The 14,619-nt window shown below is 72.5% G+C and carries 12 protein-coding genes; 1 reads left to right on the top strand and 11 read right to left on the bottom strand.

All coding sequences use genetic code 11. The annotated features are described in order from the left end of the window. Positions 1-3: 3 nt before the first annotated feature. The 10 genes from alaS to QRN56_RS15195 form a co-directional block, all read right to left on the bottom strand. Positions 4-2,697 (bottom strand): alanine--tRNA ligase, encoded by a 2,694-nt coding sequence (gene alaS / locus QRN56_RS15240; RefSeq protein ID WP_285104628.1) that lies wholly within the window; start codon positions 2,695-2,697, stop codon positions 4-6. Between the two features lie 168 nt (positions 2,698-2,865). Next, complete coding sequence (locus QRN56_RS15235; protein WP_285104626.1) at positions 2,866-3,120, bottom strand: hypothetical protein; 255 nt, start codon at positions 3,118-3,120, stop codon at positions 2,866-2,868. Next, on the bottom strand, positions 3,117-3,533 hold the full coding sequence (locus QRN56_RS15230) for a DUF948 domain-containing protein (protein ID WP_285104624.1): 417 nt from the start codon (positions 3,531-3,533) through the stop codon (positions 3,117-3,119). The genes QRN56_RS15235 and QRN56_RS15230 overlap by 4 nt, the downstream gene beginning before the upstream one ends. 213 nt (positions 3,534-3,746) lie before the next feature. Then, the gene (gene rpsD / locus QRN56_RS15225; RefSeq protein WP_182615637.1) at positions 3,747-4,373 is read right to left on the bottom strand and encodes a 30S ribosomal protein S4; all 627 of its coding nucleotides are present in this window, start codon (positions 4,371-4,373) and stop codon (positions 3,747-3,749) included. 199 nt (positions 4,374-4,572) lie between these two features. Continuing rightward, entirely contained in the window at positions 4,573-6,015 is a 1,443-nt protein-coding gene (locus QRN56_RS15220; RefSeq protein WP_285104622.1) for a replication-associated recombination protein A, read from the bottom strand. A gap of 9 nt (positions 6,016-6,024) precedes the next feature. Then, entirely contained in the window at positions 6,025-6,666 is a 642-nt protein-coding gene (locus QRN56_RS15215; protein WP_285104620.1) for a GNAT family N-acetyltransferase, read from the bottom strand. 90 nt (positions 6,667-6,756) lie between these two features. Beyond that, complete coding sequence (locus QRN56_RS15210; protein WP_285104618.1) at positions 6,757-7,968, bottom strand: AI-2E family transporter; 1,212 nt, start codon at positions 7,966-7,968, stop codon at positions 6,757-6,759. Continuing rightward, positions 7,955-9,226 carry an AI-2E family transporter gene (locus QRN56_RS15205; protein WP_285104616.1) on the bottom strand — a complete coding sequence of 424 codons (1,272 nt, stop codon included), beginning with the start codon at positions 9,224-9,226 and terminating at the stop codon, positions 7,955-7,957. Before QRN56_RS15205 ends, QRN56_RS15210 begins: the two co-directional genes overlap by 14 nt. A 74-nt stretch (positions 9,227-9,300) precedes the next feature. Continuing rightward, entirely contained in the window at positions 9,301-10,050 is a 750-nt protein-coding gene (locus QRN56_RS15200) for a hypothetical protein (RefSeq protein ID WP_285104614.1), read from the bottom strand. 40 nt (positions 10,051-10,090) lie between these two features. Continuing rightward, a complete protein-coding gene (locus tag QRN56_RS15195; RefSeq protein ID WP_285104613.1) occupies positions 10,091-12,451 on the bottom strand; it encodes a hypothetical protein in 2,361 nt (786 codons plus the stop codon). A 294-nt stretch (positions 12,452-12,745) separates the two neighbouring features. Here QRN56_RS15195 and QRN56_RS15190 point away from each other — a divergent pair, with 294 nt between their 5' ends. Beyond that, entirely contained in the window at positions 12,746-13,507 is a 762-nt protein-coding gene (locus tag QRN56_RS15190; protein ID WP_285104611.1) for a DUF427 domain-containing protein, read from the top strand. A gap of 82 nt (positions 13,508-13,589) precedes the next feature. Here the strand turns inward: QRN56_RS15190 and QRN56_RS15185 are convergent, their stop codons facing one another. Beyond that, complete coding sequence (locus QRN56_RS15185) at positions 13,590-14,240, bottom strand: hypothetical protein (protein WP_285104609.1); 651 nt, start codon at positions 14,238-14,240, stop codon at positions 13,590-13,592. Positions 14,241-14,619: the final 379 nt, after the last annotated feature.

Raw genomic sequence — 14,619 nt, 5'->3', positions numbered from 1 at the left:
ACGTCAGGCACCCACTGCGGCCAGGCGCACGCCCTCGGCGATGCCCGCCAGGGCCTCGCCCAGCTTGGCCGGGTCGGTGCCGCCGCCCTGGGCCATGTCCGGCTTGCCGCCGCCACCGCCACCGAGGGTCTGGGCGGCGGAGCGCACCAGGTCACCGGCTTTGTAGCCGGCGGCACGGGCGGCGGCGTTGGTCACGACGACCACGACGGGGCGTCCGCCCGACACACCGCCGGCGGCGGCCACGACGGGCTCGGCCTCGCCGAGACGGCCGCGCACGTCGAGCACAAGGGCGCGCAGGTCGTCGGCCTGGGCCTCGCCGGCGTCGTGCGTGACGACGCGGACGTCGCCCACGCGCGGGGCCTCGGCGGCGAGCTTGCCGGCGACGGCCAGGAGCTGGCCCTGCCGCAGCGTGGCGAGCTCCTTCTCGGCCTCCTTGAGACGCGCGACGAGCGAGCCGACCCGCTCGTGCAGGTCCTCGGGGCGCGTGTTGAGCAGGCCGGTGAGCTGGCCCACCAGCGCGTGCTCCTTGGCCTGGAAACCGTAGGCGCCGTCACCCACCAGGGCGTCGACGCGGCGCACGCCGGAGCCGATCGACGACTCGCCCAGCAGCGTGACCCGGCCGAGCTGACCGGTCTGCTTGACGTGCGTGCCGGCGCACAGCTCGCGCGACCAGTCGTCGCCGATCGAGACCACGCGGACGACGTCGCCGTACTTCTCGCCGAACAGCGCCATGGCGCCGGCCTCGCGGGCCTTCGCGATCGGCATGAGCTGGTCGGTCACCTCGAGGTTGTCGGCGAGGCGCACGTTGACGCGCTCCTCGATCTCCGTCAGGGCCGAGGCCGAGACGGCGGACGGCGAGCGGAAGTCGAACCGGATCCGGCTCGGGGCGTTCTCCGAGCCGGCCTGGGTGCGGTCCGGGCCGACGAGCTCGTGCAGGGCCTTGTGGATCATGTGCGTGGCCGAGTGGGCCCGGCTGATGGCCTTGCGGCGGGCCGTGTCGATCTGCGCGGTGCCCGGGTCGCCGAGCGCCACCGTGCCCTCGATCAGGCGGCCGCGGTGCACGTTCAGGCCCTTGATGGGGCGCTGCACGTCGTCCACCTCGATGGTGGCGCCGCCGTCGAGCACGATCGTGCCGTGGTCGGCGAGCTGGCCGCCGGCCTCGGCGTAGAACGGGGTGCGGTCCAGGACGACCTCGATCTCGGCCGGGGCCGTGACGGCCGGGGCGGGCACGCCGCCGGTGAGCAGGCCGGCGACGCGGACCGAGGCGTCCGTCTGCGTGTACCCGAGGAACTCGACCGGGGCCGTGAGCTCCTTCTCCAGGGCCTCGTAGGCGGCGACGTCGGCCCCGCCGGTGCGCTTGGCCAGCGCGTCGGCACGGGCGCGGGTGCGCTGCTCCTGCATGAGCGAGCGAAAGGCCTGCTCGTCCACCTGCACACCCTGCTCGGCGGCCATCTCGAGGGTGAGGTCGATCGGGAAGCCGTAGGTGTCGTGCAGCTGGAAGGCGGCCTCGCCCGGCAGCACCAGGTGCTCGCCGCCCTGCTTCTTGAGGCCGGCCACGGCACTGTCGAGGATCGTGGTGCCCGAGGCGAGCGTGCGCCGGAAGGCCTCCTCCTCGGCGTAGGCGACGGCCGAGATCTGCTCGAAGTTGGTGCCCAGCTCCGGGTAGGAGGGGGCCATGGCGTCCTTCGAGACCGGCAGCAGCGACGGCAGGGCGACGCCGTCGACGCCGAGCAGGCGCATCGCGCGCACGGAGCGGCGCAGCAGCCGGCGCAGCACGTAGCCGCGGCCCTCGTTCGAGGGGCGCACGCCGTCGCCGATGATCATCAGGGCCGAGCGGACGTGGTCGGCCACGACGCGCATCCGCACGTCGTCGTCGTGGTTCTCGCCGTACTTCTTGCCGCTGAGCTTCTCGGCGGCCTCGATGACGGGGAACACCTCGTCGATCTCGTACATGTTGTCCTTGCCCTGCAGCAGGAAGGCAACACGCTCCAGACCCATGCCGGTGTCGATGTTCTTCTTGGCCAGCTCGCCGACGATGCGGAAGTCCTCCTTGGACTTCACGTCGTCGATGGCGTACTGCATGAACACGAGGTTCCAGATCTCGACGAAGCGGTCGCCGCCCTCGTCGACCAGGGGGCCGCCGTCCGGGCCGTAGGCGGCGCCCCGGTCGTAGAAGATCTCCGAGCAGGGGCCGGCCGGGCCGGGCTGGCCGGTGGACCAGTAGTTGTCCTTCTTGCCGAGGCCCTGGATGCGCTCGTCGGGCAGGCCGACGATGTCCTTCCAGAGCTGGCGGGCCTCGTCGTCCTCGTAGTAGACGGTGACCCACAGCTTGTCCGGGTCGATGCCCAGCTTGCCGTCCTCCAGCGAGCCCGTGAGGAAGTCCCAGGCCATGCGGATGGCGTCGGCCTTGAAGTAGTCGCCGAACGAGAAGTTGCCGTTCATCTGGAAGAACGTGCCGTGCCGCGTGGTCTTGCCGACGTCGTCGATGTCGAGCGTGCGCACGCACTTCTGCACGCTCGTGGCGCGCGTCCACGGCGGGGTCTGCTGGGCCGTCATGTAGGGGATGAACGGCACCATGCCCGCGATGGTGAACAGCGTCGACGGGTCCGGCGAGATCAGCGACGCCGACGGCACCACCGCGTGGCCCTGAGCTTCGAAGTAGTCGAGCCAACGCTTGCGGATCTCGGCGGTGCGCATGAGGTCAGTGGTCCTTCTTCTCGGTCGTACTGATGGGTCGAACTGGAGGGTGCACAAATTCTGGTGCGGGACGCTTGTCCGGGCACGTACCTATTCTGCCGCTGGTAGCGCGGCAGACGGAAACTGAATGATCGGGCGGCCGCCGGCGTCGTCGTCTGTCGCCGACGCCTACCGCTGGTGGTTCTGCAGCTCGCCGCGGAGGGAGGCCATCAGCTCGGCCTCGCGCTCGGCGCGCGCCGTGGTGAACTCCGACCGGAACGTGCGCGCCATCTGGCCCAGGCGCACACCGGCGTCGTCCACCGCGGCCGCGGCGCGCTCGCTGACGGCCTCGGGCGTGTACCGCGCGACCACCTGGCGGCCCTTGCGGATCACGACGACGGTGACGGCCACACCGACGCCCACCCAGAACAGCCGGCGGATCATGCGCCGGCCCCGCTCGCGCCGGCGCTCGTGTCGCCGTCGGTGTGCCGGCCGCCGCCACCCTTGGCCTGCCCGAAGGCCTGCCGCACGCCGTAGGAGAAGGCCGCGACCTTGACGAGCGGCTTGCCCAGCGTCGCCGCGTACAGGCCCGTCAGCGCGGACACGTTCTCGCTGACCGACGCCGCGGACGTGGTGATCGTGTCGACCTTGACGAGCTGCGTGTTCGCGGAGGCGACGGTGCTGGCGGCCTCATCGAGGATCGGCACCGAGTGCTCGGTGACGTCACGGACGCTCAGCCGCGCCTCGTCCAGGAGCTTTCCCAGCTTCCACAACGGAACGGCGAGAAAGCCCACGAGGAGCACGAACGCGATCGCCGCGATCAGTCCCGCCACGTCTCCGATGTCGCCGAGGGTCATGCGCCAGCTCCTGCCTGAAGGTTCGCAGATGTCCGGCACGCTCTCTGCCGGGGGACGACGATCACCCTATCCCGCCCCCGGCCACCCTCGCCCGTCGCCCCGTTGTGCCCGTGTCGTGCCCGGCCCGGCGTCGAACGTCACCCGGGCCCAGAGCGCGGACGGCCCCGTCCGCGCCGAGGCGCGGACGGGGCCGTCCGGTACTGCTGGGTGCGATCAGCGAGCGTAGAACTCGACGACCATCTGCACGTCGCAGGTCACGGGGACCTCGGCGCGCTTCGGTGCACGGGTCAGCGTGGCGGTCAGCTTCTCGAGCTGCACGTCCAGGTAGCCCGGGAGCGTCGGCAGCACGTCGCGGTGCGCGCCCGCGGCGGCGACCTGGAACGGCACCGTGGTCTGGCTCTTCGGCTTCACCTGGATGGTCTGGCCGGGCTTCACGCGGAACGACGGGCGGTCCACGATCTTGCCGTCCACCAGGATGTGACGGTGGGTCACGTGCTGGCGGGCCTGCAGGATGGTGCGGCCGAAGCCGGCACGCAGCACCACGGAGTCCAGACGGGTCTCCAGGTCCTCGACCATGACCTCACCGGTCAGGCCGGCCTGCTTGCGGGCGTTCTCGTAGACCTTGAGCAGCTGCTTCTCGCGAAGCATGTACTGCGCACGCAGACGCTGCTTCTCGCGCAGACGCACCGCGTAGTCCGACTCGGTCCGGCGGCGGGCACGACCGTGCTCACCGGGCGGGTACGGACGCTTCTCGAAGTGCTTGACGGCCTTGGGCGTGAGCGCGAGGCCCAGCTTGCGGCTCAGGCGCACCTGACGGCGCGCACGGGTCACAGAAGTCACTGTGATGTCCTGTCCTGTTGATATTGAAGGTCACACCCGGACACGGCTCCCCCACGAGGGGAACCACACCGGGTGCGGGACCAGCCGATGGAGCGGGGTGTTTGAGCACCATGCTCGCGGGGCCGAGGTCCCAGGGCGTTGCCATGGGCAACCTGAAGATCTTACCGCACGTCGGCGTTCCGGCTCGCCGTGGGGCTGCTCACGTCCCTGCCGCTTCCCGGCCCGGTCGCATCCCGGTGCCGCCGCTGCCGCCGTCGCTCCCGAGGATCCCCCGGATGCGCTCCAGACGTTCCGCCACCTGCCGTTCGTACCCGCGGTCGCTCGGGTCGTAGTAGCGCGAGCCCGCGAGCACGTCCGGCAGGTACTGCTGCGGCGCGACGCCGTGCGGCCAGTCGTGCGCGTACCGGTACCCGTCGCCGTGCCCCATCTGCTTGGCGCCCGCGTAGTGCGCGTCGCGCAGGTGCGGCGGCACCGTGCCGACCTTGCCCGCGCGCACGTCCGCGAGCGCGGCGTCGACGCCGAGGTAGGCGGCGTTCGACTTGGGGGCGGTGGCCAGGTGCACCACGGCCTCGGCGAGCACGATGCGCCCCTCGGGCATGCCGATGAGCTGCACCGCCTGGGCCGCGGCGACGGCGGTCTGCAGGGCGGAGGGGTCGGCCATGCCGACGTCCTCGGCCGCGGAGATGACCAGGCGCCGCGCGATGAACCGCGGGTCCTCCCCCGCGGCGACCATGCGGGCCAGGTAGTGCAGGGCGGCGTCGACGTCCGAGCCGCGGATGGACTTGATGAACGCGGAGATGACGTCGTAGTGCTGGTCGCCGTCGCGGTCGTAGCGGACGGCGGCGACGTCGACGGCGCGCTCGACGTCGGCCAGGCCGATGCGCGGGGTGGTGCCGTCGGCACCGGTCGCCGGGTCGTCGTCCGAGAGCACCGCGCCGGCGGCCGCCTCCAGGATGGTGAGCGCCTTGCGTGCGTCCCCGCCCGCGAGCCGCAGCAGGTGCTCGGTGGCCTCCTCGTCGAGCTCGACGGATCCGTCCAGGCCGCGCTCGTCGGTGACCGCGCGCAGCACGAGCGCGCGCACGTCGTCGGTCTCCAGCGGCTTGAGCGTGAGCAGCAGCGAGCGGGACAGCAGCGGGGAGTTGACGGAGAAGCTGGGGTTCTCGGTGGTCGCGGCCACCAGGGTGACCCAGCGGTTCTCGACGCTGGGCAGCAGGGCGTCCTGCTGCGACTTGGAGAAGCGGTGCACCTCGTCGACGAACAGCACCGTCTCGTCGCCGCCGGTGGCGAGCCGGCGTCGCGCGTCCTCGACCACCTGGCGCACGTCCTTGACGCCCGCGGTGACGGCGCTCAGCTCCACGAAGCGACGCCCCGACACGGTGGCCACGAGGTAGGCGAGCGTCGTCTTGCCCGTACCGGGCGGCCCCCAGAGAATGACCGACGACGGCGCGGATCGGGTGGAGCCGGCGCCCTCTGCTGGTTCTATGAGCCGCCGCAGCGGCGACCCGGGGACCAGGAGATGCTCCTGCCCCGCTATCTCGTCGATCGAGGCCGGGCGCATCCGCACGGCGAGGGGAGACGACGCCCGCGCGGTCGGGGTACCCGCGCTGTCGGTCGTCACCGTACTGAACAAGTCGTCGAACACCGCCCCAGCCTACGGATGCTCACTGACACTCACGTGCTCACCGACACCCCGGTGCCGGGCCGGCGCCCGGGCGGGCCACGGCTCGTTGGGCTCGCGGGGGTCCTCGGGCAGGATCGTGCCGACCCAGGCGTCCCGGCGCACGCCGCGCTGCAGCCCGTGCCGGCGCAGGGTCGCCTCGTGCCGGAAGCCGAGGCGCCAGGCGACGCGGCGGGAGGCCCAGTTGCCGACGTAGGCGACCCAGGTCACCACGGACAGGCCGAGCCCGTCAGGGTCCAGCGCCCAGTCGAGCACCAGGCGGGACGCCTCGGTGCACAGCCCCCTCCCGCGCGCGTCCGGCGTCATCCAGAAGCCGAGCTCCCCCGCGCGCTCCTCGGCCGGGGTGCCCTCACAGGTGAGGCCGACCATGCCGATCAGCGGTCCGTCGGCGTCGCCCGGCGCGCGCACCGCCCACGTGCAGACGGAGCCCTTGGCCCACCCTTCGGCCACGTGGTAGCGCACGAAGCTCTCGGCGTGCCTGCGCTCGTACGGGACCGGCACCACCGTCCACTCGGCGACGGCGGGGTCCTGGCAGGCCGCGGTGATCGCGTCCACGTCCGCGTACGTCGGGACGGACAGGCGGACGTGCTCCGAGGCCAGGACGAACGGTTCCATCCGTCGATGGTGCCACAAAAATAGGCCCCCACCTGCAGGTTTACAGTTCCCGACCCGGCCTCACGAGGGTCGGGCGCGTGACGTCGGTCATTACTCGCCGACGTCGTCGTCCGCGTCGTGGGCCGCGCCGGCGGGCGCGTCACCGGCCTCGTCGACGCCGTCGTCGACCGGCTTGCGCAGCGTGCTGTAGACCGCCCAGGCCACGGCGATGAGCGGGACGGCGACGATCGCACCCAGGATGCCACCGACCACCGTGCCGCTCGTGACACCCAGGGCGACCACGACGGGGTGCAGCGAGACCTGCTTGCCCATGATCAGCGGCTGCAGCACGTGCCCCTCGAGCTGGCCGATGCCGGCGATGCCGATCACGACGATCAGGGCGGTCAGCAGCCCGTCGGCCGCGAGCGCGACCACGGCCGCGATGATCATGGCCAGCGGGGCGCCGATGAGCGGGATGAACGTGCCGATGAAGACCAGCACCGCCAGGGGTGCCGAGAGCGGCACGCCGAGGATGGTCAGGAAGATGCCCGCGAGGATGCCGTTGGTGATCGCGACGAGCACCGTGCCGCGGGTGTAGCCGGAGAAGGTGTACCAGCCGGCGCCCGCGGCGTCGTTCCAGCGACCGCGGGTGCGGGCGGGGACCTGCTGCATGAACCAGCGCCACATGGCGCCGCCGGAGGCGAGGAAGAAGACCGTGCAGAAGATCGCGAGCGCCAGCACGGCGATGCCCTCGACGATCGAGCCGGCGCTCTCGGCCGCCCGGCCCACGAGGGTCTGGGCGTTCTCCTGGATCCAGCTCGCGGCGTCGTCGAGCCACTGGTCGCGCGTGTCCAGCTCGACGTCGACCGGGAACGGGCTGTTCTCGATCAGGCTGACGATCTGGTCGATGCCGGTGTTGAACTCCCCCGCGAGCCGTTCCCACTGGCCGGCGACGGACACGACGACGTAGGTCACGAGGCCGCCGACCACGAGCACGCCGGACAGGATGGCCGCCGCGGTCGCCAGGGCCCGGGGCATGACCCGGGCGTAGAGGTCGGTGAGCGGGTTGAGCACCGCGGTGAACACCAGGGCCAGGAACACCGCCACGAAGACGAGCAGCACCTGGGTGACCGCCCAGAACACCAGGGCGATCCCTGCGACGACCAGGATCAGGCGCCACGACCAGCCTGCGGAGGTGCGCAGCCACGGCGGCGGCGCGGAGTCGCGCCGCGCCGGGTCCCGGTATGGGACGCCGGCCTGCGGCGCGGCAGGTCGTGGGGCGGGTCGTGGTGCGGGGTCGGGCACCGAGTCAGTCTGCCTCATGGGGGGCCGCCGTGCCGGGTGCGGGGTCGGGGACGGCCTCCGGCGCGGTCCCCCGCGTCACCCCGTGCGCCGCCGCGGGCGCCGCCTCCTGTGCCGTCCGGCGCAGCGTGCTGAACACCGCCCAGGTCACGCCGGCGAGCGGCACGGCGACGACGGCGCCCAGCAGGCCGCCGAGGACCGAGCCGGCGGCCACCACGAGCGCCATCACCACGGGGTGCAGCGAGACCTGCTTGCCGGTGATCAGCGGCTGGAGCACGTTGGCGTCGATCTGGGCGACCACGACCATGCCGATCAGCACGACCAGGGCGAGCACCGGGCCCTTGGCGGCCAGCGCGACGAGCACGCTGATCACGATGGCGGCGACGGGGCCGATCATGGGGATGAACGCGCCGAGGAACACCACGACGGACAGCGGGAGCGCCAGCGGCACCCCGACGACGGACAGGAAGATCCCGGCCAGGATGCCGTCGGACAGCGCGACGAAGAACATGCCGCGGGTGAAGCCGGAGAAGGCGGTCCAGCCCGCGGTGGCGGCGGCCTCCCAGCGGTCGTGCCGGTCCGCGGGGACGAAGTCGAGCGCCCAGCGCCACATGCGGCTGCCCTGGGTCAGGAAGAACACCGTGCAGAAGATCGCGAGGACGACGGCGGTCGCGCCCTCCGCGATCGATCCGGCGCTCTCGGCGGCGGTACCCGCGTAGTCGCCGGCGTTGGCCTGGAGCCAGGCGCCGCCGTCGGCCAGCCACTCGCCGGGGGTGCCGAGCCCCGCCAGCATCGGGATGCCGGTGAGCAGCCCGGCGAGGTCGGTCAGGCCGCTGCCGAACTCGGTGGCGAGGTCCTCCCACCGGCTCACCACGGACGTGACCACGTAGGTCACGAGCGCGCCGACGGCGAGCACCGCCGTGAGCAGGGAGGCCGCCATGGCCAGGCCGCGCGGCATGACGCGGTCGTAGAGGTCGCCGAGCGGGAGCAGCACGGTGGTGAAGACCAGCGCGAGGAACAGGGCGACGAACACGACCTGGACCAGGCCCACCACGTAGAACACGATGGCCACGGCCGCCACGATGCCGACCAGCTTCCAGGCCAGCTCGCCGGTGGTCCGGATCCACGGTGCGCCGAAGGTGGCGGGGGGCGGGGTCTGCTCCGGGGCCTGCCCTGCGACCTGCGCCGGGACCTGTTCCGGAGCGGCGGGCCGCGGGGTGGTCGGCGGCTCCGCCGCTGTCGTCGGCGCTACCGTCGGCGCGTCAGCCGTCATCGCCATGCTCCCAATTTTGTTATGGGCGAATTGTCCAGGGCGGACCCTAGCGGCGTGGTGCTTCTCTCGACAACTCCCCCTCACTCCGCGAGCGGCCGCCCGGTGAGCGCGGCGGCGTCGCGAGCGGCGGCCTGCGCTGTGACACGGGAGGCGACGGCGTCGCGCCGGTCGTCCTGCCCGGTGGCGCCGGGCGGCAGCAGGGCTGCGACGGCGCGCACCACGGCCGGGTCGGCCGCCGCGTCGGCGAGGACGCCCGTGCGGCCGAGGGCGAGGTTCGCGGCGGCCGCCGTACCGGCGTCGGCCGAGGCGGCCAGCAGCTCCAGCGACGGCGCCGCGGCGCCGATGACGCCGGCGCCGAGCAGGGACTGCAGCACGTCGCGGTCGCCGAGCCGGGCGGCCAGCGCCGCGTCATCGGGTGCGGTACGCACGAGGGCGACGGGTCGCGCCGCGACGCTCTCACCCCGGCGCGCGGCGAACCGTGCCGTCAGCTCGTACCTGCCCGGTGCGGCGAACAGCGGCACGCTCCCGGACGAGATCAGCGGCACCGCGGCGACCAGGCGCCCGCCGGCGGGCAGGTCGACGGATCTCGGCGCCGAGTCGACGGGCCACGGCCACGTGGCCCGCACCGGTGTGCGCCCGGCGCCGGCGACCTCGATCTCCAGGTCGCCCTCGACCAGGTTCAGCCGGGCGCTGACGGTGGCGGGGCCGCCCGTCGCGACCAGCTCGACGTCGGCGAACACGACGCGGTCGAGGGGGACGGAGGCCGCGGCGGGCCGGAGCCGGAGCTCCAGCCCGCCGCCCCGCACGGTGTCTGCCGCTGTGTCTGTCACGGTGTCGATCCTTCCCCCGTGCGGTCCTCCTGTCGCCCGTTCACCGCCCCTGCGGCTCGGTGAAGTCCGCCGCGACGCGCTGCGCGGCCGCGAAGTCCTTCCCCGCGGCCGAGCGGGCGCCGCCCTTCGCGCGCGGCTTCAGTGCCGCGATCGTGCCGGCCACGACCGGGGCGTCCTTCTCGGTCGGGCTCGCGACGGTGACCGCGAGCTCTGCCGCGCGCTGCGCCGACCGCCCCGACAGCGCCAGGTCGAGGAAGTGCGCCGCCTCGTCCGGCGCCGCCGCCCGCACGTCCTGGGCACGGACGTCCGAGAACGTACGGGTGAGCGCGTTCGCGAGAACGAGCGCCCCCGCCGCGCCGGTGTCGGTGTCGCTGTGCTGCTCGGCCAGGTCGGTGAGGACCGCCCGGGCCGAGACGTCCGTGGCGAAGTCGCCCAGGGCCATGGCACGGCCGACGCCCGGCGTCAGCGTCTTCGCGCTGATGTCGACCTCGGCGTCGCTGGCCGGGCCGCGGACGTCGACCGTGACGGGCGCGGAACGCACCGTGGTCAGCGGGTCCACCTCGAGCTGCGCGGCGACCGTGTGGCGGCCCGGTTCCGTGAACGTGACGCCCTGGTTCGTGAAGAACACCTGGACGTGGTTGCGGACCGACTCCCCCGGCTGCAGCACGACCGTCGGACGCGGGCCGCAGCCGATCGCGACGTCCACGAGGTGCTGCAGCGAGTGGTCGGGGGGCGTGTGCAGGAAGACGAGGTCGCCCTCCGACAGGTTGATCAGCGTCGTGACCGTGCGCGGCTGGTCCGACACGTTGGTCAGCGCGACCTCGGCCGTGACGTACTCCCCCACGAATGCCTGGGCCGGCATCGCGACCGTGAGCTCCAGGCCCTCGTCGCCCGTGTCGCCGCCGAGCCCGGCGACGTCGACCGGCGCCGGGAGTCCCGCCGACAGGTCGCCGTGCCCCCACCCGAAGTTCTTCCAGCCCGGGCGCACCTGCGGGTCGGGCGAGTGGATGAGCGAGGTGCGGTCGTGGTCCGAGAACACGAACCCCGCGTTGCCCGGGTACGGGTTGGCCGCGGTGGCGAAGCCCATGACGTCGCCGGTCTGGTTCATGATCTCGATGCCGATGCCCGGGTTGTGCACGTCGTGCTTCGGGTGCCACAGGTTGAACGCGTGCCCCGCCTCGTGCACGAGCGTGCGCAGGAACGCCGCGGGCACCTCGTCGAGGGGCCGGCCGCGCGCCGCCGCCGCGATGAAGGAGTCGTTGCCGAGCCGCACGTCGGCGAAGCCGGCAGCACCCTCGCGTGGCACGGTGTCGTCGTCGAACATGATCCCGAACAGGCCGCCCTGGGACGAGCCGACGAAGAGCCACAGCCGCCATCCCTCGCCCGGGACCGCCTGGCGGTGCCCCGTCATGAGGGTCGCGAGCTCGGCGTTGGTGAGATCGGCGTCGTTCGGCACGTTGATCTCGTCCGTGACGACCGTGACGTCCCAGCCCGCGGTCGCGTAGACCGAGCGCACCGTCGCGGTCGCGCCCGAGCCGATGGTGGCGGACGCCGGGAACACGCGGTTGACCATGGCGTCGACCTCGATGCGGCAGCCGCGGTACATCGGCGACGTCTTGCGGGCCGTGACGTCGGTGACGGTGCCGCCGATCGACAGCGTGCCCGTCATCTGCTGCGACGGGCCGAGGACCGTGGCGGCCGCCGCCACGACGAGCGGCCGACGGCACCTCAGCGTCAGCGTGCCCGTGTCGGTCGAGACGAACTCCTGCGTGCTGCGGTTCCAGAGGTGTCGCACGATCTGCACGGTCAGGGTGCCGCCGGCATAGGTGGCGCCGTTCGACCGGAAGTACCACGAGTACTCCGAGGTGGGGAAGGCGGGGTACCAGCGGAACCCGAGCAGCGGGAAGGCCAGGGCCGCCGCGTCGTCGCCCGCGGCGCCGGCCTCGCCGGCCTCGGCGCCGTGCTCGACGGTGTCGGCGTCCGGCCCTCCGGCGACAGGTCGCACTCCTCCGGCGACGGCGCCCGCGAGGGGCCCCGGGTCGGGGATCGGGAACGGGCTCGGGATCGGCAGGCGGGGCTCGAGGACCGGCGGGAAGACCCGTCGGGAGTACATGTCGCCCGAGACGCGCAGCGACGAGTTGCCGACCTCGATGCGCATCGCACCGCGCACCTCGGGGCCGAACACCGTGCGACGCTCCAGCTCGAGCAGCCACGAACCGTCCAGCGTGCCGATGGGACACGGCCGGGTGAGCAGCTCCGGCCGGATGACGGGACCGACGACGAGCTGGCCGTCGGCGTCGAACGTGAGGGGCGCGGTGTGGTGCCCGGTTCCGTGCCCGGTGTGGTGCGCAGCTGGGGCCTCGTTGCCGCAGCCGCAGTCGTGGTCCATGGTCGTGCTCACTCTCCCGACCGCGGACGCGGCCGCCGACAGGAAAGAGAGACGGCGGGACGGCGCTGATGGCCCGGCACCTGAGAACACCCGAAGATCACCCGGGAGCCGGGGATCGTGCCCGGGATGCGGCCCCCACGGTCCAGGACCCCGCGGTGTGCGGGCCGAGTCGAGGACACCACGACAGGTGACGGGCGATTTCGGGTGAAATATTGCCGCCGCTCGCGGGGTTGGCCTCCGGGTGAGGTGCCCGCGGACGTGCTCGTACGCGATCGCGAGGGCGCGGCCGACAACGAGAGGTGAGCAGTGACCGACATCGTGCAGAACCCGTTCGCGATCCAGCCGGGAACGGTCCAGCAGGGGCTGACCCGGATCCGGGCCCTGAGCGAGGGCGAGGTGGTCGCCGACGCCGCCGCACCCCTGCTGGTGTGGGAGTACTCGTACGCGCCCCGGTACTTCTTCGCGCCCGAGGACCTCCGGGCGGAGCTCCGTCCGGCCGGACAGGGCGAGCGGTCACGCGCGCTCGGGCCGAGCGAGCAGTTCGACGTCGTGCTCGGCGACCGCGTCGTCCAGCGCGCCGCCCAGCGGTTTCCCGAGGCGCCGACCGAAGGCATGCGCAGCGCGTACACGCTGACCTGGACGGCCATGGACACCTGGCTCGAGGAGGACGAGGTGATCCACTTCCATGCCCGCAGCCCGTACGTCCGGGTCGACACCCTGCACTCCAGCCGCCACGTGCGGGTGGTGCTGAACGGCGAGGTCGTCGCCGAGTCGCACCGGCCCGTGATCCTGACCGAGACCGGGCTGACGCCCCGGTACTACCTGCCGCGGGTCGACGTCCGCATGGACCTCCTGAGCCCGACCGACGCCGTGAGCTACTGCCCGTACAAGGGAACCGCGCGGTACTGGTCCGTGACCGCGGGCGACCTCAAGGTGCACGACGCCGTCTGGGGGTACGAGACCCCGCTGCGCGAGGCGGCGGGAATCGCCGGGCTGGTCTGCTTCTGGCCCGAGAAGAGCGCCGACCTGGAGGTCTGGGTGGACGGGGAGCGGATCGGCCAGCCGTAGGTCCCCGGGGCCGTGCGCCGAGGTCATGCCGGGGCGCTCCGGCGACCGAGCCTCGGTCCCGGGGCACGCCGGCGGCGCGCCTTCAGTCGAGGCTGTCCGCCGCCGCTCGGAGCGCCGCCAGCTCGTCCGGGCTCGACAAGCGGGCCAGGGCGGCGATGTCACAGATGAACCGGCGGCGGTCGGCCGGGACGGCCTCGGCGATCCTTGCCGGGTCGTCCCGCAGGACCCGATAGATCTCCAGGCCGGCGGCATAGAACAGGTCGACCAGCTTCGGTTCCCCGGCGGGGTTCTGCAGCACGTTGCCCGGGTTGTGGTCCAGCCCGCCCCAGAACGGGATCGACCGGCCTGCCTCGGCGTCGAGCCGCTCGGCCTCCCGGCGAATCACCGTGATCGGGTCACCGTCCGCTGCTGCAGCCCAGCGCACCACGACGGCGTCCGCCACGGCCGGCTCGACCGGCATCAGGAACTCCATCACGGTGAGGCGGCCCCCACCCATCAGAGGGGCGTCGAACTCGATGCGTGGCAGCAGCGGATGGCCGTCCAGGGTTCGGCACAGCTCGACGAAGACCTCGTAGGCCGGCTCGAACGGACTGACCCTGGCGACCAGAGCGCCGTCGGGCGAACGCCAGACCGTGGCCCAGTCCCCCAGGCCGCACACGTTCCACCCGTCGGCGAGGAGCCGGCCGGCCGCTTCGCGGTGCGACAGGTCGCGCAGGGACTCGAACCAGTTCACGTGCCGCAGCGTAGACACAGCGAGAGCCCGCGGACGCCACATTTTCGGGATGGTCGAGGCCGATCGTGGGTGGCGCTACGACCAGCGCCCACGACCGGGCGGATCCTCACGCACGCCGAATCGCCGAGTCAGTTACTTGGTCTGACCAACTAGCTGACTCGGCAACGCGAGGACGCCAGGTCAGCCGGGTGGTGCAGTGGCTCGCGGTCAGGAGCCTCCGCCTGCCAAGTGATCGCCAGCCGTCAACCGGCGGAGATCGGTGGCCAACTACTGACCGAACTTGAAGTATTCATTTGCCAGATATTGTGTAAGTTGGGTGAAATCTCCTATAAAGGTAGCGATCGAGCCACAACTGGCGTGGCTCGACGGACCTTCGGGG

This window comes from Promicromonospora sp. MEB111 (assembly GCF_030209445.1).
Lineage (GTDB): Bacteria > Actinomycetota > Actinomycetes > Actinomycetales > Cellulomonadaceae > Promicromonospora.
This window is presented reverse-complemented; position numbering and strand designations above follow the sequence as displayed.